Annotated in this window: 19 protein-coding genes; 13 read left to right on the top strand and 6 right to left on the bottom strand. The window is 74.1% G+C overall.

The genetic code is table 11. The features are described 5' to 3' along the window. Positions 1-52 precede the first annotated feature (52 nt). The 8 genes from ACWH4W_RS23470 (at position 53) to ACWH4W_RS23435 (ending at position 9,120) form a co-directional block, all read left to right on the top strand. Complete coding sequence (locus ACWH4W_RS23470; protein ID WP_473077833.1) at positions 53-1,648, top strand: FAD-binding oxidoreductase; 1,596 nt, start codon at positions 53-55, stop codon at positions 1,646-1,648. A 178-nt stretch (positions 1,649-1,826) separates the two neighbouring features. Then, complete coding sequence (locus ACWH4W_RS23465) at positions 1,827-2,012, top strand: hypothetical protein (RefSeq protein WP_473077832.1); 186 nt, start codon at positions 1,827-1,829, stop codon at positions 2,010-2,012. A gap of 179 nt (positions 2,013-2,191) precedes the next feature. Next, the gene (locus ACWH4W_RS23460) at positions 2,192-3,073 is read left to right on the top strand and encodes a diacylglycerol/lipid kinase family protein (protein WP_473077831.1); all 882 of its coding nucleotides are present in this window, start codon (positions 2,192-2,194) and stop codon (positions 3,071-3,073) included. A 572-nt stretch (positions 3,074-3,645) separates the two neighbouring features. Continuing rightward, positions 3,646-5,871 carry a catalase/peroxidase HPI gene (gene katG, locus ACWH4W_RS23455; protein WP_473077830.1) on the top strand — a complete coding sequence of 742 codons (2,226 nt, stop codon included), beginning with the start codon at positions 3,646-3,648 and terminating at the stop codon, positions 5,869-5,871. Between the two features lie 163 nt (positions 5,872-6,034). Next, entirely contained in the window at positions 6,035-6,271 is a 237-nt protein-coding gene (locus ACWH4W_RS23450) for a hypervirulence associated TUDOR domain-containing protein (RefSeq protein WP_473077829.1), read from the top strand. Next, a complete protein-coding gene (locus ACWH4W_RS23445) occupies positions 6,268-6,612 on the top strand; it encodes a DUF3140 domain-containing protein (protein ID WP_473077828.1) in 345 nt (114 codons plus the stop codon). Before ACWH4W_RS23450 ends, ACWH4W_RS23445 begins: the two co-directional genes overlap by 4 nt. 150 nt (positions 6,613-6,762) lie before the next feature. Next, positions 6,763-7,179: a hypothetical protein gene (locus tag ACWH4W_RS23440; RefSeq protein WP_473077827.1), complete on the top strand. Its 417-nt coding sequence runs from the start codon at positions 6,763-6,765 to the stop codon at positions 7,177-7,179. A 270-nt stretch (positions 7,180-7,449) separates the two neighbouring features. After that, entirely contained in the window at positions 7,450-9,120 is a 1,671-nt protein-coding gene (locus tag ACWH4W_RS23435; RefSeq protein WP_473077826.1) for a glucuronyl esterase domain-containing protein, read from the top strand. An 85-nt stretch (positions 9,121-9,205) separates the two neighbouring features. Here the strand turns inward: ACWH4W_RS23435 and ACWH4W_RS23430 are convergent, their stop codons facing one another. Next, positions 9,206-9,628 carry a DUF350 domain-containing protein gene (locus ACWH4W_RS23430; protein WP_473077825.1) on the bottom strand — a complete coding sequence of 141 codons (423 nt, stop codon included), beginning with the start codon at positions 9,626-9,628 and terminating at the stop codon, positions 9,206-9,208. Positions 9,629-9,858: 230 nt separating this feature from the next. Between ACWH4W_RS23430 and ACWH4W_RS23425 the strand changes: the two genes are divergently transcribed. Then, complete coding sequence (locus tag ACWH4W_RS23425) at positions 9,859-10,215, top strand: hypothetical protein (protein WP_473077824.1); 357 nt, start codon at positions 9,859-9,861, stop codon at positions 10,213-10,215. Positions 10,216-10,438: 223 nt separating this feature from the next. Continuing rightward, complete coding sequence (locus tag ACWH4W_RS23420) at positions 10,439-10,834, top strand: hypothetical protein (protein WP_473079242.1); 396 nt, start codon at positions 10,439-10,441, stop codon at positions 10,832-10,834. Between the two features lie 58 nt (positions 10,835-10,892). Here the strand turns inward: ACWH4W_RS23420 and ACWH4W_RS23415 are convergent, their stop codons facing one another. Then, complete coding sequence (locus ACWH4W_RS23415; protein WP_473077823.1) at positions 10,893-11,630, bottom strand: D-Ala-D-Ala carboxypeptidase family metallohydrolase; 738 nt, start codon at positions 11,628-11,630, stop codon at positions 10,893-10,895. A 243-nt stretch (positions 11,631-11,873) separates the two neighbouring features. On the opposite strand from ACWH4W_RS23415, the gene ACWH4W_RS23410 reads away from it, so the two are divergent. Further along, positions 11,874-12,596: an FAD binding domain-containing protein gene (locus tag ACWH4W_RS23410; RefSeq protein ID WP_473077822.1), complete on the top strand. Its 723-nt coding sequence runs from the start codon at positions 11,874-11,876 to the stop codon at positions 12,594-12,596. Between the two features lie 46 nt (positions 12,597-12,642). On the opposite strand, the gene ACWH4W_RS23405 is transcribed toward ACWH4W_RS23410, so the two are convergent. Continuing rightward, entirely contained in the window at positions 12,643-14,121 is a 1,479-nt protein-coding gene (locus ACWH4W_RS23405) for a glutamate-cysteine ligase family protein (protein WP_473077821.1), read from the bottom strand. Between the two features lie 357 nt (positions 14,122-14,478). Between ACWH4W_RS23405 and ACWH4W_RS23400 the strand changes: the two genes are divergently transcribed. Further along, entirely contained in the window at positions 14,479-14,673 is a 195-nt protein-coding gene (locus ACWH4W_RS23400; RefSeq protein ID WP_473077820.1) for a DUF2795 domain-containing protein, read from the top strand. Between the two features lie 73 nt (positions 14,674-14,746). Next, entirely contained in the window at positions 14,747-15,157 is a 411-nt protein-coding gene (locus ACWH4W_RS23395) for an SRPBCC family protein (protein ID WP_473077819.1), read from the top strand. Here the strand turns inward: ACWH4W_RS23395 and ACWH4W_RS23390 are convergent. The 3 genes from ACWH4W_RS23390 to ACWH4W_RS23380 form a co-directional block, all read right to left on the bottom strand. Further along, positions 15,134-16,066, bottom strand: a complete 933-nt coding sequence (locus tag ACWH4W_RS23390; RefSeq protein ID WP_473077818.1) for a pentapeptide repeat-containing protein — start codon at positions 16,064-16,066, stop codon at positions 15,134-15,136. The genes ACWH4W_RS23395 and ACWH4W_RS23390 overlap by 24 nt on opposite strands. Before the next feature lie 481 nt (positions 16,067-16,547). Beyond that, a complete protein-coding gene (locus tag ACWH4W_RS23385) occupies positions 16,548-17,339 on the bottom strand; it encodes an enoyl-CoA hydratase/isomerase family protein (protein ID WP_473077817.1) in 792 nt (263 codons plus the stop codon). Continuing rightward, the gene (locus ACWH4W_RS23380) at positions 17,336-18,601 is read right to left on the bottom strand and encodes a cytochrome P450 (RefSeq protein ID WP_473077816.1); all 1,266 of its coding nucleotides are present in this window, start codon (positions 18,599-18,601) and stop codon (positions 17,336-17,338) included. The genes ACWH4W_RS23385 and ACWH4W_RS23380 overlap by 4 nt, the downstream gene beginning before the upstream one ends. Positions 18,602-18,665 lie beyond the last annotated feature (64 nt).

The raw sequence follows: 18,665 nt of genomic DNA, 5'->3' as shown, positions 1-18,665 counted from the left end.
GAGGCCGTCGGGCGACGGCATCGCTCTCTTCCGACCCGTGGGGACGACAGACATGGACATGCTCTGGAGCGGCTGGGGCGACCCGGAACGGGCGGCCCCGCTGCCCGACGCGGTGACCGGGCTGCTGCGCGACCTGCTCGGCGTCAAGCCGTGGCAGACGGCGCCCGTCGCCCTGGAGGACCTGCCCGTCCCCGCGAGTCCGCTCGCCCCCGACGCGCACCGCGCCCTCGCCGCCGCGCTGGGCGACGAGGCCCACGTCCGCACCGACGCCGAGACCCGCGTCCGGCACACCCGCGGCAAGTCCACCCCCGACCTGCTGCGCATCCGCGCCGGCGACCTCGCCGCCGCGCTCCCCGCGGCCGTCCTGCTGCCCGCCACGCACGACGAGGTGCTGGCCGTGCTCCGGCTGTGCGCGGAACACGGCCTGACCGCCGTGCCGTTCGGCGGCGGCACCTCCGTCGTCGGCGGCCTCTCCCCGAAGGCGCGCGGCCCCTTCGTCGCCCTGGACCTGCGGCGCATGAACCGCCTGCTCGACCTCGACCCGGTCTCCCGCACCGCCACCCTGCAGCCCGGCCTGAGGGCGCCGCGGGCCGAGGCGCTCCTCGCCGGACACGGCTTCACCCTGGGCCACTTCCCGCAGTCCTACGAATGGGCCACCATCGGCGGCTTCGCCGCCACCCGCTCCAGCGGCCAGGCCTCCGCCGGGTACGGCCGCTTCGACGAGATGGTCCTCTCCCTCACCCTCGCCACCCCCGAGGGCACCCTCGACACCGGCCGCGCCCCCCGCTCCGCGGCCGGCCCCGACCTGCGCCAGCTCCTCCTCGGCTCGGAGGGCGCCTTCGGCGTCATCACCTCGGTGACCGTGCGCGTCCGCCCCGTGCCGCGGACCCGCGCCTACGAAGGCTGGAGATTCCCCACGTTCGACGCGGGCGCCGCCGCCCTGCGCCGGCTCGCCCAGGACGGACCCCGCCCCACCGTGCTGCGCCTGTCCGACGAGACCGAGACCCTCGTCGGCCTCGCCCATCCCGGGGCGATCGGCGCCGGCGGCCTCCGGGCGGACGGCTGCACCGCCGTCGCCGGCTACGAGGGCACCGAGGAGGACACGGCGTACCGGCGCGAGCGCGCCGCCGCCGTCCTGCGGGAGTGCGGCGGCACCCCCCTCGGCGAGGAGCCCGGCCGGCGCTGGGCCCACGGCCGCTACGCCGCGCCGTACCTGCGGGACGCCCTCCTCGACGCCGGGGCCTTCGTGGAGACGCTGGAGACGGCGACGTTCTGGTCCCGCCTCCCCGGGCTGTACGCCGCCGTCCGCGACGCCCTCACCGCCACCCTCACCGGGGCCGGCACCCCGCCGCTGGTCATGTGCCACATCTCCCACGTCTACGAGAACGGCGCCTCCCTGTACTTCACGGTGGTGTCCGCGCAGGGGGAGGACCCGGTGGCGCACTGGACGCGCGCCAAGCACGCCGCCAACGAGGCGATCCTCGCCGCCGGCGGCACCATCAGCCACCACCACGGCGTCGGCACCGACCACCGCGACTGGTACCTCCGCGAGGCGGGCCCGCTCGGCGTCGACGCGCTGCGCGCGGTGAAGAACCGGCTGGACCCGGCGGGGATCCTCAACCCCGGCGTCCTGCTGCCGGCCGGCTGACCGGCGCCGGTCCCGTCCCGGGCGGTGGTGCAGACCCACGGTCCGGGCCGCCCCTGCCCGGACCGTGATGCCGGGGGCACCGCCCGGGACGGGTCACCGGGCCGGGGCCCCGCCGGTCACCACGCCCCGCCCGGGCTCCGTGCGCCTTCCCCGTCCTCGTCGTCCCGGAGGCACCCCGATGCGCCACGCCACCCCCGCCGTCGACTCCACCATGGACGCGGCCGGTTCCGTCGCCGTGCCGCTCGCCGTCGCCCGGCGTCCGCGCGAGGCGGGCCCGCTCGGCGTCGACGCGCCGCGCGCCGTCGAGCCTCGGCCGTACCCGACGGGCGTGCCCGGCCCCGGCACCCCGCTGCCGGCCGGCTGACCGGCACCGGTCGCCTCCCGGACCGCGGTGCGGGCCGCCGAGGGCCTGCCGTACCGCCCGTCCGGGCCGCCCTGCCCGGTGGCACCGCCTCCCTCCAGGGGCGCCGCGGCCCGCCACCGCACCCGCCAGTGCACCCCGCACCCCCTCCCCATCCCGTCGGCCGCCCCGGAGGCACCCCGATGCGACAGTTCACCGCCGTCGTCAATCCCGCCGCGGGCGCGGCCGGTTCCGCCGCCGTGCTGCTCGCCGTCGCCCGGCATCTGCGCGAGGCGGGCGCGGAACTGGTGACCGAGTACAGCCGGAGTCTGGACCACGCCAGGGAACTGGCGCTCACCGCCGGGCGGTCGGGCCGTACCGTGCTGGCCGTCGGCGGGGACGGCATGGCCGGCTGCGTCGGCGGCGCCCTCAGCGGCACCGGTGCCACGCTCGGCCTGGTCCCGGCCGGCCGGGGCAACGACTTCGCCCGCGCGCTCGGCCTGCCCCAGGACCCGAAGGACCTGGCCGCGCTCCTGCTGCACGCCGAGCCGCGCCCCGTCGACACCATCGAGGTCACCTCGGCCGCGCACGACCGCGCCGTCGTGCTCGGCAGCGTCTACGCCGGGGTGGACGCGCTCGCCAACCGGCATGCCAACCGCTCCCGTCTGCTGCGGGGTCCGGCGTCCTACTACGCGGGCGGCCTGCGGGCCGTCACCACCTGGCGTCCGGCCCGCTACCGGGTCACCGTCGACGGTGCGGAACACACCCACACGGGCTACACCGTGGTGGCCGCCAACTCCGGCACGTACGGATCCGGCCGTCTCATCGCCCCGGACGCCCGGCTGGACGACGGCCTGCTGGACGTCGTCATGGTCCGGGACGCGCCCCGCCTGCTGTTCTTCGCCCTGATGAACGAACTGCGCACCGGCGCCCACGTGCACCGCCCCCAGGTGCGCGTCCTGCGCGGCCAGGAGATCCGCATCGAGGCCGACCGGGCCGTGCCGTACGGCACGGACGGAGAGGTCGAGGCGACCCTGCCCGTCACGGCGAGGATCCTTCCGGGGGCGCTGGACGTCCTGCGGTGAACTCCCCCCGGCCGGACGCCGTCGGGGGAGGTGAGCGGTGTCCCCGGCGCGCGAGCGGGGAGCCATCGACCATTACCGGACACGTCCCAAGACTGGATCCGTTCGTTCTCTGGAACTGTTCGCGTTCCCGGCGGTAGGTTCGGCGCATGACCGCGTCCCGGCCGTCTCGACCACCGCCGAGGGGTCGCCCCGTGCGGGGCTTCGCGTGACCGCCGCCCGCGTCGCGCTCCCCGGCACCGTCCGCCATCGCGGTCGTCGCGGCGTCGGGACCGTCGCCGCGACGACCGCACGCGCCGAGCGCCGCGGGCCCGGTGCGGCGCCCCGCACCGGCGGGCGGCGCCTTCCCCATGAGGGACGGGCCGGAAACGCCCCTCGCCATCTGGTGTGCCGTTCCCGCGGCGTCGTGGCCGACATCGACCGCGCGGTCGGTGAGGCGCCCTGCCGGACCGCGTCCGACGGCCACGGCCTCGGGGCCGACGAGGCCGAAGCCGTCTCCCGGGGCCCGCGCCCCGGAAGTTCCCCCTCCCGCAGTGGCTGAGCTGCGCGGACCCTTTTCGCCCGGAAGGACTTCCATGACCGAGAACCATGACGCGATCGTCACCGATCCCAAGGCGGAGGAGGCAGGCGGCTGTCCGGTGGCGCACGGCCGCGCGCCGCACCCCACCCAGGGCGGCGGCAACCGTCAGTGGTGGCCCGACCGTCTGAACCTGAAGATCCTCGCGAAGAACCCGCCGGCCGCGAACCCGCTCGGCGAGGACTTCGACTACGCGGCGGCGTTCCGGTCGCTCGACCTGCCGGCGGTGAAGCGGGACATCGCCGAGACCCTCACCACCTCGCAGGACTGGTGGCCGGCCGACTTCGGACACTACGGTCCGCTGATCGTCCGCATGGCCTGGCACAGCGCCGGCACCTACCGCATCAGCGACGGCCGCGGCGGCGCCGGCTCCGGCCAGCAGCGGTTCGCCCCGCTCAACAGCTGGCCGGACAACGCCAACCTCGACAAGGCACGCCGTCTGCTGTGGCCGGTGAAGAAGAAGTACGGCCGGAGCCTGTCCTGGGCCGACCTGCTGATCCTCGCGGGCAACGTGGCGCTGGAGACGATGGGCTTCAAGACCTTCGGCTTCGGCGGCGGCCGCGAGGACGTGTGGGAGCCGGAGGACGACGTCTACTGGGGTCCCGAGACCACCTGGCTCGACGACCGGCGCTACTCCGGCGACCGGGAGCTGGAGAACCCGCTCGGCGCCGTCCAGATGGGCCTCATCTACGTCAACCCCGAGGGCCCGGGCGGCAACCCCGATCCGATCGCCGCGGCCCGCGACATCCGTGAGACGTTCCGCCGGATGGCGATGAACGACGAGGAGACCGTCGCCCTGATCGCCGGCGGCCACACCGTCGGCAAGACCCACGGCGCGGGCCCCGCCGACCACGTCGGCCCCGACCCCGAGGCCGCCTCCATGGAGGAGCAGGGCCTGGGCTGGCGCAACACCTACGGCACCGGCAAGGGCGCCGACACCATCACCTCCGGCCTGGAGGTCACCTGGACCGCCACGCCGACCCGGTGGAGCGACGGGTTCTTCAAGAACCTGTTCGAGTACGAGTACGAGCTGACCGAGTCCCCGGCCGGCGCCAAGCAGTGGGTGGCCAAGAACGCCGAGGCCGTCATCCCCGACGCGCACGACCCGTCGAAGAAGCACCCGCCGACGATGCTCACGACCGACCTGGCGCTGCGCTTCGACCCGGTCTACGAGCAGATATCCCGCCGGTTCCACGAGAACCCGGAGGAGTTCGCGGACGCCTTCGCCCGCGCCTGGTACAAGCTCACCCACCGCGACATGGGCCCGAAGTCCCTCTACCTCGGCCCCGAGGTCCCGGAGGAGACGCTGCTGTGGCAGGACCCGCTGCCGGAGCGCGCCCACGAGCTGGTCGACGCCGCCGACATCGCCCTGCTGAAGGAACGCGTCCTCGCCGCCGGCGTGTCCGTGTCCGACCTCGTGTCGACGGCGTGGGCGGCGGCCTCCTCCTTCCGCGGCAGCGACAAGCGCGGCGGCGCCGACGGCGGCCGCATCCGCCTGGAGCCGCAGCGCGGCTGGGAGGTCAACGACCCCGACCGCCTCACGGGCGTCATCCGCGTCCTGGAGGGCGTCCAGGAGGCGTTCAACGCCGAGCAGACCGGTGGCAAGCGGGTCTCCTTCGCCGACCTGGTGGTGCTCGGCGGCGTCGCCGCCGTGGAGAAGGCCGCGCGGGACGCCGGCTTCGACATCGAGGTGCCCTTCACCCCAGGCCGCGTCGACGCCACGCAGGAGCAGACGGACGTCGAGTCGTTCGCCGCGCTCGAGCCGACCGCCGACGGCTTCCGCAACTACCTGGGCAAGGGCAACCGGCTGGGGGCCGAGTACCTGCTCGTCGACAAGGCCAACCTGCTCGGCCTGAGCGCCCCCGAGATGACGGTGCTCGTCGGCGGCCTGCGGGTCCTCGGCGCCACCCACCAGCGGTCGTCCCAGGGCGTGTTCACCGAGACCCCGGGCCTCCTGACCAACGACTTCTTCGTCAACCTGCTCGACATGGGCACCACGTGGAAGCCGACGTCCGAGGACCGGACCGCGTTCGAGGGCCGCGACGCCGTCACCGGCGAGGTGAAGTGGACCGGCTCCCGCGCCGACCTGGTGTTCGGCTCCAACTCCGAGCTGCGCGCCCTCGCCGAGGTCTACGCGAGCGACGACGCCAAGGAGAAGTTCGTGCGGGACTTCGTCACGGCGTGGGACAAGGTCATGAACCTCGACCGGTTCGACCTCGTCTGACCCGCACGGCCCGTCCGGCCCCTCCGGCGCGCCGATCCCCACCCGTCCGGGCCGGCCCCCTCCCCGGGGCCGGCCCGGACGGCCGTCCGCCCGAGATGCGCGCGGCCGTCGCTGCCGCCAGGGTGGGAAGCGGCCCACGGTCGACACGGAGGAGGCGCCGGTCATGGTGAAGGACGGCAAGAAGTCCGGCGAGGACCTGCACGAGGGTGACCACGTCGCCTGGAGCAGCCACGGCAGCGAGACGACGGGCGAGGTCGAGCGGAAGATCACCGAGCGGACCGAGGCGGCCGGACGCACCGTCGCGGCCTCCGAGGAGGAGCCGCAGTACGAGGTGCGCAGCGACACATCCGGCAAGGCCGCGGTGCACAAGCCGTCCGCGCTCAGGAAGAAGGGGAAGTGAGGGCCGTGGCCGCGGACGACGGGGAGACCTGGGACGAGTTCCGGAAGCTGGTCAACATGAAGCCCGACGACCTGGAGAAGTGGCTCGAGACGGACGAGTCACGGAGCGCGGGCCAGCACAAGGACGGCGGCGAGTCGGCCGGGCACGCCTCGGGACGGCGCATCGTCACCCTTCTGCGCGCCAGGCGCGCCGACCTCACCGAGGACGACTACGCCCACATGCGCAAGGTCGTCGGCTACCTCCACCGCCACCTCGCGCAGCGCCCCTCCGGCGACGTCGCCGACACCCGCTGGCGGCACTCGCTGATGAACTGGGGTCACGATCCGCTCGCCGATGCCTGATGACATCACTATGTCGATACGTCGACCGGGAACGACCGAAAACCGTCGCACGTTGTCGGTGTGAGGTTGCACAATGATCGGAAAAGGAGATCAACTCCGGCTCGGTGCTGGGTAGACGGTCTCGTGTCCGGCTCCGGAAAGGTCCTTCAGATGCTTGCCACCGTCGACCGCTCGCACACCCTCGTCGACCTGCCGACCGTCCGCCGACGGCGCGCCCGGGCGTCCGCCGCCCCGGCCGTCCCGGCCGCCGCGCCCACGTCGCCCGGGACGGCGGCCGACGTGCTGCGTATCATCGCGGACCCGCGCACCCCGACGTACGTCACGGTGTTCGCCAACGGCCGCCGCCGGTACAGCTACTGGCGTCCGATCGACCCGGCCACCGGCAGAGGCGGCTGCTACGCCGCGCTGCCCACCGCCGAGTGCGACGAGCTGCAGGCGGCGGGCCGGATCACGCTCGGCGAGCCGGTCGTCGACCCCAACCGCACGACGTACCGCGTCCGTACGGCCACCCGCGTCCCCCAGGCCCCCGCCCGCGCGGTGACGCAGGAACGGCGCCGGGTGGCCTGACGGCCACCGGGTGCCGGCCGGATCCCGTCAGGTGTCCGCCCCGGGCGCCGGTGCCGTGCGGGAGCAGGGCGAAATCTTCGGTCGGGCAGGCCGGTCCGGACGTGCGGTTTCCGCGTCCGGCCGTGTGCGTCACCGCAGACGAGCGGCCGTTCGTGTCTTCCGGTGACGCTTCGAAACAGTCAACTTCACGCACCTCTGTCCACGCTGTTGTCATGCCCCTGAGGGCATTTCTAGTCTGGGAGCGCTCCCACCCCCCTTTCGGAGGTACCGATGCGCCTGCCCGGACACCGGCTCCGGGCCTGGGCGGCTGCCGTCCTCGCGGCTGCCGTCGCCCTCGCCCTGGTCGCGCTTCTCCCACCACGGAGCACCCCTGACGCGCTCGTCCCCGCAGCGGCCGCCGCGCCCGGCGTCGAGGACGACGGCGCCGACTGCCCCGTCCTCCCGTCGGGCTCGACGACCTCCCGGGCCAAGCTCCCCGACCCGTTCCTCAAGGCGAACGGCACCCGCGTCTCGACCCGCGAGGACTGGCGGTGCCGCCGCGCGGAGATCCGGGAGCTCGCCGAGCGGCACGTCTACGGGGACAAGCCCGCCCGGCCCGACAGCGTCACCGGAACGGTCTCCCGTACCGGCATCACCGTGCGGGTCAGCCACCAGGGCAGGAGCGCAAGCTTCACCGCCGGGGTCGAACTCCCCAGCGGCACCGGCCCGTTCCCGGCCGTCGTGGTGCTCGGCGGACTCGGCGCGGACACCACCGCCATCAAGAACGCGGGCGCGGCCGTCATCTCCCTCGACCCCTACGCGCTGGGCCGGGAGGGCACCTCCCGCTCCGCCAAGCAGGGCGCCTTCTACACCCTCCACGGCTCCTCCAGCCCCACCGGACTGCTGATGGCCTGGTCGTGGGGCGTCAGCCGCGTCATCGACGTCATCGAGCAGGCGGACGGCAGCGTGCTCCGCGCGGACGCCACCGGAGTCACCGGCTGCTCCCGGTTCGGCAAGGGCGCCTTCGTGGCCGGCGCCTTCGACCAGCGGATCGCCCTCACCATGCCGATCGAGTCGGGCAGCGGGGGCACCGGCGCCTTCCGCGGCATCCCGCAGGAGAGCGGGGCCCAGCCGCTCAGCAGCGCGTACTCCGAACAGCCGTGGCTGGGCGACGCGTTCGGCTCCTTCACCGGCAGCCCCGCGAACCTGCCGGTGGACACCCACCAGATCGTGGGCATGATCGCCCCGCGCGGCCTTCTGATCATGGAGAACCCGCACGTCGACTGGCTGGGCGCCCGGTCCGGCAGCCTGGCCGCGCTCGGCGGCGCCGAGGTCTACAAGGCGCTGGGCGCGGGCGGCGACATCAGCTACTGGTCCGACGTCCAGGACGGCACGCACTGCGCGGCCCGCCCGGAGTGGCGCCCCCCGCTCCAGCAGAACATCCAGAAGTTCCTGCTCAACTCCGGCGGCTCCTCCGGGGTGTTCCGGATCTCGCCCGCCAAGTCCGCCGACCTGTCGGCCTGGCGGGACTGGCAGACCCCGGTCCTCGCCGACGGCGGCACCAGCGGGGGCGGCAACGGCGGCGACACCGGTGGGAACGGGGGCGACGGCGGCGACACCGGCGGGCCGGGCGGCGACACCGGAGGCCCCGGCACGCCGGGCGACGGCTGCACCGCGGCCTTCCGTACGGTCAACAGCTGGTCCGGCGGCTACCAGGGCGAGGTGACCGTGCGCAACGCAGGCTCCGCCGCCCTCCGCGGCTGGACCGTCGAGCTGACGCTCGCCCGGGGGCAGTCCCTCGGCAGTGTCTGGAACGGCCGCAGCACCGGCACCACGGGCACGATCACGGTGCGCAACGCCGAGTGGAACGGCGTCCTCGCCCCGGCCGGCTCGGCCACCTTCGGCTTCACGGTCACCGGCGGGCCGGGCGCGCCCCCGCCCCTCACCTGCGCCGGCGGCTGAACCTCAGCGGGCGCGCCGCCCGGCCGCCGCGCCCCGCCCGGGCGCCGGCCGGGCGGTGACACGTGGACGGGAGGAGCGGGTCCGGTCAGGCTATGGACGCCGAGATGACGGCGGACACGGCGATGTTGCAGGACGCGGTCACCCACACCGCCGGGTGGGGCTCGACCTCCACCAGTGTGGCGCCCAGGCGTCCGGGGGTGACCAGGTCCACCACGAAGAACGCCACGGCCATCATCACCAGCCCCAGCACGCCGAACACCGCGGTGGACACCAGGCCCTTGCCGAAGTCGTCGTACGTCGTCCAGATCGAGGTGAACACGATGCCGCCGATGCCGAGCAGCGAGGAGCTGAGCACCACGGCCGCGTTGCGGTTGCGCTCCTGCCAGATCTGCCGGCCGAGCCTGCCCGGCAGCAGCAGGTCGACCAGGAAGATGCCGAGGACCAGCAGGAGCAGGCCGAGTGCACCGTAGGCACTGGCCCGGCCGAGTCCGTTGACGATGTCGTTCATGGGGTGCGCCGGCTCCGTAGCGTGAGGGATCGTGAAGGATCGCGGTCAAAGGCGAGCAAAATCTAGCGCACTCCCGATCCGACCGGTCCGCATCCCCGGCGTCCGCGCCGACGCGCCCACGCGACAACGAACTCGGGAAACCCCGGGACGTACCGCGACTGGGTGTCATGCCCGGACGCTTTCGGGGCATCCGATGCCCATCGGACCGACGGACCGCAGGGGAGACGAGCATGAGCAGGGGCAGCAGGGTTCTCACCGTCATGTACATCGCCGTCGCCCTCTGGCTCGCCTTCTGCACCGTGCGCACCTGGGGGGCGGTGCCCGCGTGGACCACCCTCGCCATGGCCGCCGCCTCTCTCGCCCCCGTCCTGGGCGTGGTCCGCGAGACCGTCATCGCCGACGAACGGCGGACCGTCGCCGTCCTGCGCGAGCGCGAGGGCCGCCGGGCGGCCTGGCGCGACGCGGCGGCCGCGGCGGTCGCCCGGGCCGAGGTGGAGGCGGCGTGCTGCGAGCGCTGGTGGACGTCGTGCGCGACCGAGCACGACGCGAACTGCGCCCACCGCACGTCCTGGGGCACCACTGCCTGATCCCCTCCCAGCCCTCTGAGCAAAAGCGGAGCGTCGTGAACTCCTGACCCGTGTCAGGAGGTTGACGTCTTCAGCGCCGGGTGGTCACCATGGCCCGCGACGTCGTCGACCCGCAGGCCGGCACGCGCCCGGACGCGACCGGCGACAACTCCGCGCACCGCACACCGGAAGGGGACGGTGGGCTGAACCCGTGACCCTGCCCCGCTCGCCCTCGGGCTGGACCATGGCCGTGTTCGGCGTGCTCGCCGCCGCGCTCGGCGCGGTGGGACTGGTCTCGCCGGACGCTCAGCTGTCGCTCCTGGGCCTGACGGCGCCGGGCGGGCGGGGGAGCGGTGACCACACGTCCGCGTTCGTGACGGCGTCGTCGATGGCGGCGCTCAACATGGGCGTGTACTACGTCCTGGCCGCACTCGCGGACTGGCGGGCCTTCTTCCGCTGGACGGTGCCCTTCCGGCTGCTCACCTGCACGGTGTTCACGGTCGCCGTGAGCACCGGCAGGGCGCCGGAGGCGTTCATCGGCGTCGCGGCGTGGGAGGGGCTGGGCGCTCTCGCGACGGGCGCGGCCCTCCGTCGGGAACGGCGGGCCGAGCCGGGCGGGACGCGACCGACGGATACGTGAGAGTGAGGGGGATCCCGGGCGGGACCCCCTCGGTGCTTCTCGGGCGTGCGCGCGGATCTCAGATGCCGCAGGTCGGAGCCGACCAGTAGCGGCTGCCGCGGTGGTCGACGTGCGTGTGGTCGTCGTGGCCCGGGTAGCCGGGGCCGAGGATGCCGTTGAAGCCGTGGTTGCGGGCCTGCTTGGCCAGGGTGCACAGGGAGTGCGGTCCCGCGCCGAGGTCGGCGGCGTCGCCGTACAGGTGGCGGCTGTTGCTCGCGCCGCCCACCGCGCTGTTGCAGGACTGGGAGCGGAAGCCGCTGGTGACCCGGATCGGCTGGTCGCCGAGCGCGTGCCGCAGTGCCTCCAGCTTCCACATGGTGCGCAGGGCGTTCGCCTTCGCCGTCGCGGCGCTGACCGCGCCGCCCGCCCAGGTCGAGTTGCAGCGGTTCAGCTCGGAGTAGTCGAAGTGGACCGGCGTGCAGTCGTCGTCCTGGAGGGCGTACAGCTTGCTGAAGGTGGCGGAGCCGGCCACGCCGTCGGCGGTCAGGCCGTAGGCGGACTGGAAGCGCTTGAGCGCGGCGGCGGTGGCCGGGCCGAACTCGCCGTCGACGGCCAGCACGGCGCCGTAACCGGGGTAGCCGCTCAGCCGGATCTGGAGCTGGGTGACGTCGGCGCCGGACGCGCCCTGGGACAGGGTGCGGTTCCAGGTGTAGCAGCCGTCGGCGTGCGCGGTCCCGGCGGTGGCCAGGGAACCCACCGCCAGCCCAGCCATGAGCATGACAATAGAGAGGACGAGTCGCAGTGCGCGTTTCAACATGCGGTCTCCGCTTCGGTACGAGAGATCGGGGTGAGTCACGAGCCGTGTGACGCGCGTCAACCATGGGGCAAACACACGGCCGAGCGCAAGGTGTCCCTGATCGGAGCACGCCCGTGACACGTGAGCCCTGTACGCGCCCCCGGGCCGCTGCGGAGAATGCGGTACCGGTCCTCCCTTCCTCCGTGAAGTGCCGTACGTCCCGCCCTGGTTGCACCTTCCGCCGCGGAAAGCAGGTCGATCGCCGTGTTGTTGCGTCTGCCCACGTCCCTGCCCGAAGCCCAGCGGTGTCTGGCCGAGGGGGCGGTGCCCGTCGGCGGGGCCACGCTCGTGTGGGCCCAGTGGCAGCGCGACGGCTTCCCGGAACAGGCGATGTCCCTGCGCCGGCTGCCCGAGGCCACCGTGGTGGACGGCGAGGCCCTGGGCGCCGCCGTGCTGCTGCACCAGGTCGACGACCGCGTGCCGGAGGTGTTGCACCGCGCAGCCGCCTCCGTGGGCACCGGAGCCGTGCGCCGGACGGCCACCGTCGGCGGCAACATCGTGGGCAGCACCCTGCGGTGCCTGCTCCCCCCGGCGCTGGTCCTGGACGCCCGGGCGACCGTCCTGGACCGGGACGGCGCCTACGAGGCGGATCTGGCGGAGGTGGTGGCCAAGCGCCCTCTGATGCTGGGCATCCGCTGGCGCCGCCCGCTGGCCAGCGCCTACTACAAGGCGCCCGGCGACGCGGGCGGACCGCCGCCCCTGGTCGTCGCCACGGCCGTGCACGCCGGACAGGACGGCGGACGGCGGCTGTCCGTCGCCGTGCGCGGCGGTGGCGAGGTCGTCGGCGAGAGCGTCCCCGCGCCGCCGGACACCGGTGAGGTGCTCGACGCCCTGGACGGCACGGCCCTGGGCGGTCTGCCCGGGGAGGCGCGGGAGGCGGTGCGGCGCCAGGTGACGGACCTCCTCGGGCGTACCGCCGACGGCTGAGGGGAGCGCGCGGGGCGGCGGACGGCAGGCCCGTAGCCCGCGCGCCTCACTCCACGGGCCAGGTGTGCACCGGCGCGTTGAGGTGCATGTAGTCGATGTACTGCTGCGTCATGCGTCGCAGCGCCTCATGACGCCCGCAGTGCGCCGTCGCGTCGATGTGGTGGAACATCTCCTTCTGCCACACGGCGCCGTTGCGTCCCGTCACACACCGCTGCTCGATGATGCCGAGCAGCGGCTCCCGCCAGGCGTCGTCCATGCCGGAGAGCTCCAGACCCCGGTGCGCCAGCGGCAGCAGCCGCCGCAGGACCAGCTCCGCCGCCGGCACCTCGCCCATGCCCGGCCAGTACAGCCGCGCGTCGATGCCGTAGCGGGCCGCCGTCCGCAGGTTGTCCTCGGCGGCGGAGAAGGACATCCGCGACCACACCGGCCGCTCCTCCTCCACCAGGCCGCGGGTGAGGCCGTAGTAGAAGGCGCCGTTGGCGAGCGTGTCGGCGACGGTCGGCCCGGCGGGCAGCACCCGGTTCTCCACCCGGACGTGCGGCTTGTCGCGGGAGACGGCGTACACCGGGCGGTTCCAGCGGTAGATGGTGCCGTTGTGAAGGGTCAGCTCGCCGAGGTCCGGGACGTCGCCGCGCAGCAGGGTCTCCGCGGGGTCCTGGTCGTCACACAGGGGGAGGAGGGCGGGGAAATAACGCAGGTTCTCCTCGAAGAGGTCGAACACGCTGGTGATCCACCGCTCACCGAACCACACGCGGGGCCGCACCCCCTGCACCTTGATCTCCTCGGGGCGAGTGTCGGTGGCCTGCTCGAACAGCGGGACACGCGTCTCGTGCCAGAGTTCCTTGCCGAACAGGAAGGGCGAGTTGGCCGCGAGCGCGACCTGCACCCCGGCGATCGCCTGGGCCGCGTTCCAGTACGCCGCGAAGTCCTCCGGGGCGACCTGGAGGTGGAACTGCGTGCTGGTGCAGGCGGCCTCCGGGGTGATGGTGTCCGCGTAGGTGCGCAGCCGGTCGATGCCGGTCACCTCGATGTGCAGGTCCTCGCCGCGCGCCGCGAAGATCTGGTCGTTGAGCAGCCGGTAGCGCGGGTTCTCCGACAGGGCGCCCTCCCCGACGTCCTCGTGCCGCAGGGTGGGGAGGATGCCCGTCATGATCAGGTGCGCGCCGACGGAGCGGGCGCGTTGCTCCGCGTGGTTGAGGGCGGAGCGGATCTCGGACTCCCAGGCGTCGGGACCGCCCTCGGTGAGCTGCCGGGGCGCGATGTTGATCTCGAGGTTGAACCGTCCCAGCTCGGTGTCCCAGGCCGGGTCCGCGATCGCCTCCAGCACGTCGGTGTTGCGCATGGCGGGCTCGGCGCGGTCGTCGACCAGGTTCAGCTCGATCTCCAGCCCCACCTGGGGCCGCTCGGCCTCGAAACGCGACTCGCGCAGCATCTGCGCCAGCGCGTCGAGGCACTGCTGCATCTTGATCCGGTAGCGGCGGCGGTCCTCGCGGGTGAAGGTGAGCGCCGGGACGTCCCGTCCCATCGGTCTCCCTCCAGGCTGTTCGTCCGGAACCTGACCACCCCAGCGTCGCACCCGTGGCCGTCCGCGACCACGCGAGTCCGTCAGCCCGTGGGGCCCTCCGCGAGGAACCGGGTCGAGGCGGAGGAGCGGCCGTCGCCCAGGGCGAGGTCCTCGTCTCCCGGGTCGTGCCCCCGGGTGGGGCGTGTACGAGGTGGGCCCCGGCGCACGGGGGAGGTCATCGGTGTCCTCCCGTACGGGCGGGGCGGCCGGTCGTCCGGGCCGGACCTGCGGGGACGGGGAATCGGCTCGCCGGGCGGTGGGTACTCGCCCGGTCCCCGCGCGGACACGCCGCGCCGGTAGCACCACGGGAGGCTCGCCATGGCCGACCTCAGCCCGATCGACCTGCAGAAGGCACTCAAGGGCGCCGACTACCCGGCCGCCAAGGACGATCTCGTCTCGGTGGCGAAGGGCAACGGCGCCGACGACAACCTCGTGAAGAAGCTGTCGGAGACGGGGACCGAGCGGTTCGACGGTCCGAACGAGGTGCAGAAGGCCGTCTTCGGCGACGAATGACCCGCGCGCCGGGGCCGGCCCACCCCCGTGGGCCGGCCCCGGACGCCCGTGACCGACCGAGGACGGTGCACCGATGACCGAGTACGAGCGCTCGCACACCATGCCGGCCCCGCCCGAGCGGGTTTTCGACCAGGCGGCGAACGTCGACCAGATGGGTGACTGGCTGCCCGGGGAACTGCATGTGCGCGCCGGGCGGTTGCCCGCCGTGACCGTGCACGAGGACCGCACCGACGAGGACACCTCAGCCCTCCTGCGGGCCCAGCGGGACCAGATGCGCATCGAGTGGGGCACACGGGAGCGGGGCGGCTACGCCGGCTGGCTCCAGGTCGCCGGCATCGACAACGGAGTCAGCGAGGTGACCGTGCACCTCTCCTTCTTCGAGGACAGCCACGATCCGGGCGAGGAGCAGGTGACCGGTGCCCTCGACGACAGTCTGCGCAGGCTGGAGCGGCAGGTCCGGCTACGCGTCGACGACGCCGGCTGACCCCTCGCGCGCCCAGTGGGCGGGGCGGCCCAGCGACGGCGGCAGCGTCGTCGCCGCGTCGCCCCGCGCCGCGCTCACCTGGACCTGGGTGAGGAACAGGGCCCCGGTGAGGTCGGCCCCGGACAGGTCCGCGCCGCGCAGGTCGGCGCCGGTCAGATCCGCCTCGCGCAGGTCCGCCCCGGCGAGGTCGGCGCCGATCAGCAGCGCCCCGCGCAGACTCGCCCCGCGCAGATCGGCCCCGGGGAGCCGCGCGCCCGTCAGGTCGGCGCCGCGGTGGTCCCTCCTGCGGCCCGGCACCCGGGCCCGGGTCAGCTCACTGGCCCGCAGCAGCAGCGGGTTGACCTCCCCGCGCAGCGCGTTCACGTCGAGCGCGACGACCGACTCGGCGGTGCCCCGGGTCAGTTCCTCGATCCGCGCCAGCGCCCGACGCAGTTCCCGGTGCACGGGACGGGCCGCCGGGAGACCCAGCGCCTCGGCGGTGTACGCGAGCAGTTCGTGGAGCTGCCGCATGACGGGGAACACCGCGAACATCGCGGGCGCCGACCCGGGGTCCCGCCGCCAGTCGGCGCCGCCGAAGGTGACCTGCGAGACCTTCTGCCCGGCGCCGAAGCAGTCGAAGACCGTGCAGCCCTGATAGCCCTCGTCGCGCAGCCGGGCGTGGATGCCGCAGCCGAAGTCGTCACGCAGATGACCGCAGGGCCGCCCGGCGGGCTTGTCCTCGGCGAAGTCGGCGGAACGGGCGAACGGCAGGGCCACGCAGCACAGGCCGAAGCAGGCCGAGCAGTCGGCGCGCAGCTCCTCGCTCCTCACGACGGCCGGTTCCCGCTCCGGGCGGGGCGCCGTCCGTGCGGGCCGCCGGGGCCGCCCCCCGCCGTGCGCGGACGAACGGGTTCCGTGCTGTGGCGACACCGTGAACGCTCCAGGACCGACGACGGGCGCCCCTTGCCGGGCGCCCCGTGAACGCCGCCCATTCTCGCAGACGACGTGATCGTCCCCGCCTCCGCTCGCCCACGTCGCACAGGGGAGCGAGGAGCAGGCATCACGACCGGGGCCACGGGAGCCCGCGCGCTCGTGACCGGCGGCCGGCGCGGTCCGGCAAGGCCTTCGCCACCGCGCCGCCGGCGGCCGGCGTCGGGGCGGCGCACGTCACCGCGCTCGGCCGACGCGGCGCGCGGACCGGTCCCGGGACGGCCGGTCCCCCGCTCGTCGGCCGGGTTCACGGGTGCGCGGTGACAGCAGCGGCGCCGGCCGGGGCGCCGGCCGGCGCCGAGGCGGGCACGGGCACCGAGCGCCGGGCGGGCGGCCCGCCCGGCGCGCCGCCTCTCCTGCGGGCGCCCCCGGCCCCGGCGGCGCTCACCGAGGCGGGTGCCGCCGCCCGGTGTCCCTCAGGTCAGCGGGCGGTGCCCGCGGCGCGCTGCCCGGTGAGGACCGCCGTCAGCAGTTCCGGGTCGAACAGCGAGACGTCGGCGAGCCGGGTCGGGGCGGCGAGGGAGCCGAGCATCGCCTTGGTGACCCGCACCGCCGACGCCGGCCGCCGCAGCACGGGCTTCGCCCACGCCGTGACGGCGTCGTCGAGCGCGTCCGCCGGCACCACCTTGTGCAGTACGGACAGGTCCAGGGCCTCCTGGGCGTCGAAGACCCGCGCGGTGAGGATCAGTTCCCGCACCCGCGCCACGCCCACCTCGCTGATCAGCCGGGGGAGCAGCCCGCCCCACGCGGGCGGCACGCCCAGGGCCAGCTCGGGCAGCCGGAAGGTGGCCGTGTCCACGCCCACCCGCAGGTCGCAGGCGAGCAGCAGACCCACGCCCGCGCCGACCGCCCGGCCCTGGACGCGGGCGATGGTGACGGCGGGGTTGGCGGTGAGGGCCTCGCACACCCGCAGCGCCTTCTTGCCGGAGACGCGGATGCCGTCACCGGTGGGATCGGCGTCCAGGTGCTGCGGGAACTCGCGCCGGTCGCCGCCGAGGCAGAACGCGTCGCCCGCCGCGGACAGCACCAGGACCCGTACGCCCGGGTCCTGGTGGTCGAGGACGGTCAGGAGGTCGTCGAGCATGGCGTCGCCGACCGCGTTCCCCTCCTCGGGGAGGTTGAGTTCGACCGTGAGCACAGGCCCCTGCCGGTAGGTGCGCACGGTCTTGAGTACCTGTTCGGCGGGGAGTTCGGCGAGGGGCGATGCGGTCATGCGGTCACCTTCAGGGACGTGATGCGACGGAAGACGAGACGGGAGTTGTCGTAGGAGGGGGGTCCGGCCGGGCGGAGGGTGGGGAAGCGCTCCAGGATCTGGGCGACCGCCTCCCGCGCCTCGAACCGGGCGAGAGGGGCGCCGAGGCAGAAGTGCGGGCCGCTGCCGAAGGTGATGTGGCCGCCGTCGCGCAGGATGTCGAAGACGTGCGGGTCCGGGTTGCGCCGCGGGTCGTGGGCCGCCGCCCCGTACAGGATGTGCACGGTGGTGTCCTTGGCGAGCGGGGTGCCGGCCAGGATCGTGTCGTCGGCGGCCACATGGGAGTTGAGCCACACCGGGGGGTCGTAGCGCAGCGTCTCCTCGATCAGGTCGTCGATGTGCTCGGGGTGCGCCCGCAGCCACTCCGCGCGGGCGGGTTCCTCCGTCGCGAACCGCACCGCGTTGGTCAGCAGCACCGCGCTGGTCTCCAGCGAGGCGATGGTGATGAACATGGTCAAGTGATAGATCACCCGCGCCGCGGCGTCCGGGTCGTCCGCGAAGTGGGCGTCCCAGTGGCGGATCCAGCCGGTGAGGACATCGTCGCCGGGGTGCGCCCGCCGGTCGCGGATCAGCTCGCCGAAGAATTCCCGCATCTCCATCGTGGCCTGCCCCGCGAGCGCCAGCTGCTCCTTCGTGGGGAACAGCTCCTGCGCGTACGCCTGCCGGTGGGCGAAGTCCAGGATGTGCGCGTGGTGCTCCTCGGGGATGCCCAGCCACTGGCCGACCGTGCGGACGGGGAGCAGTTCGGCGACCGTCTGCACGAAGTCGGCCTCGCCGTCCGCACGCAGGCGCTTCTCCAGATCGTCCAGCAGACCGGAGACGAGCCGCGAGACCGTCGGACGCATGCCCTCCAGGGTGGCGCGGTCGAAGGGGTTGCCCAGGGCGCGGCGCTGGCAGGTGTGCGACGGGGCGTTGATGCGGGACAGGGTGCCCGTGAGCTCCTGGGTGGCGAGCTCCTGCCAGCGGCGCGGGTCGGGCTGCCGCTCCTGCCAGGCGAAGTCCGGCACCAGCCAGTTCCTGGAGCGCAGGACCTGGCTGCATGCCTCGAACGAGGTGACGAAGTAGGCGCCCCAGGGGGCGCGCACCACGTCCCCCAGGGAGCGCAGCCCTTCCCACACGGGCAGGGGGTCGGCCTGCCCTTCCGGCGAACGAAGGTGCCGGAGGAGGGAGATGACGGCCCGGCGTTCACTGGTGGTGCTGCTTATGTCGCCAACGGCGGCCACGTACTGCTCCTTTGACTGAACGTTACCGTTTACCGCCGGAACCTACCCTTCCATCCATGTGGGT

The sequence above is a fragment of the Streptomyces sp. DSM 120436 genome (assembly GCF_055778765.1).
This window is presented reverse-complemented; position numbering and strand designations above follow the sequence as displayed.

Excerpts from the sequence above, each read along its gene's own strand:
- ACWH4W_RS23470 (WP_473077833.1), top strand. The coding sequence starts at position 53 with ATGGACATGCTCTGGAGCGGCTGGGGCGACCCGGAACGGGCGGCCCCG.
- ACWH4W_RS23465 (WP_473077832.1), top strand. The coding sequence starts at position 1,827 with ATGCGCCACGCCACCCCCGCCGTCGACTCCACCATGGACGCGGCCGGT.
- ACWH4W_RS23460 (WP_473077831.1), top strand. The coding sequence starts at position 2,192 with ATGCGACAGTTCACCGCCGTCGTCAATCCCGCCGCGGGCGCGGCCGGT.
- katG (WP_473077830.1), top strand. The coding sequence starts at position 3,646 with ATGACCGAGAACCATGACGCGATCGTCACCGATCCCAAGGCGGAGGAG.
- ACWH4W_RS23450 (WP_473077829.1), top strand. The coding sequence starts at position 6,035 with ATGGTGAAGGACGGCAAGAAGTCCGGCGAGGACCTGCACGAGGGTGAC.
- ACWH4W_RS23440 (WP_473077827.1), top strand. The coding sequence starts at position 6,763 with ATGCTTGCCACCGTCGACCGCTCGCACACCCTCGTCGACCTGCCGACC.
- ACWH4W_RS23435 (WP_473077826.1), top strand. The coding sequence starts at position 7,450 with ATGCGCCTGCCCGGACACCGGCTCCGGGCCTGGGCGGCTGCCGTCCTC.
- ACWH4W_RS23430 (WP_473077825.1), bottom strand. The coding sequence starts at position 9,628 with ATGAACGACATCGTCAACGGACTCGGCCGGGCCAGTGCCTACGGTGCA.
- ACWH4W_RS23425 (WP_473077824.1), top strand. The coding sequence starts at position 9,859 with ATGAGCAGGGGCAGCAGGGTTCTCACCGTCATGTACATCGCCGTCGCC.
- ACWH4W_RS23420 (WP_473079242.1), top strand. The coding sequence starts at position 10,439 with ATGGCCGTGTTCGGCGTGCTCGCCGCCGCGCTCGGCGCGGTGGGACTG.
- ACWH4W_RS23415 (WP_473077823.1), bottom strand. The coding sequence starts at position 11,630 with ATGTTGAAACGCGCACTGCGACTCGTCCTCTCTATTGTCATGCTCATG.
- ACWH4W_RS23405 (WP_473077821.1), bottom strand. The coding sequence starts at position 14,121 with ATGGGACGGGACGTCCCGGCGCTCACCTTCACCCGCGAGGACCGCCGC.
- ACWH4W_RS23400 (WP_473077820.1), top strand. The coding sequence starts at position 14,479 with ATGGCCGACCTCAGCCCGATCGACCTGCAGAAGGCACTCAAGGGCGCC.
- ACWH4W_RS23395 (WP_473077819.1), top strand. The coding sequence starts at position 14,747 with ATGACCGAGTACGAGCGCTCGCACACCATGCCGGCCCCGCCCGAGCGG.
- ACWH4W_RS23385 (WP_473077817.1), bottom strand. The coding sequence starts at position 17,339 with ATGACCGCATCGCCCCTCGCCGAACTCCCCGCCGAACAGGTACTCAAG.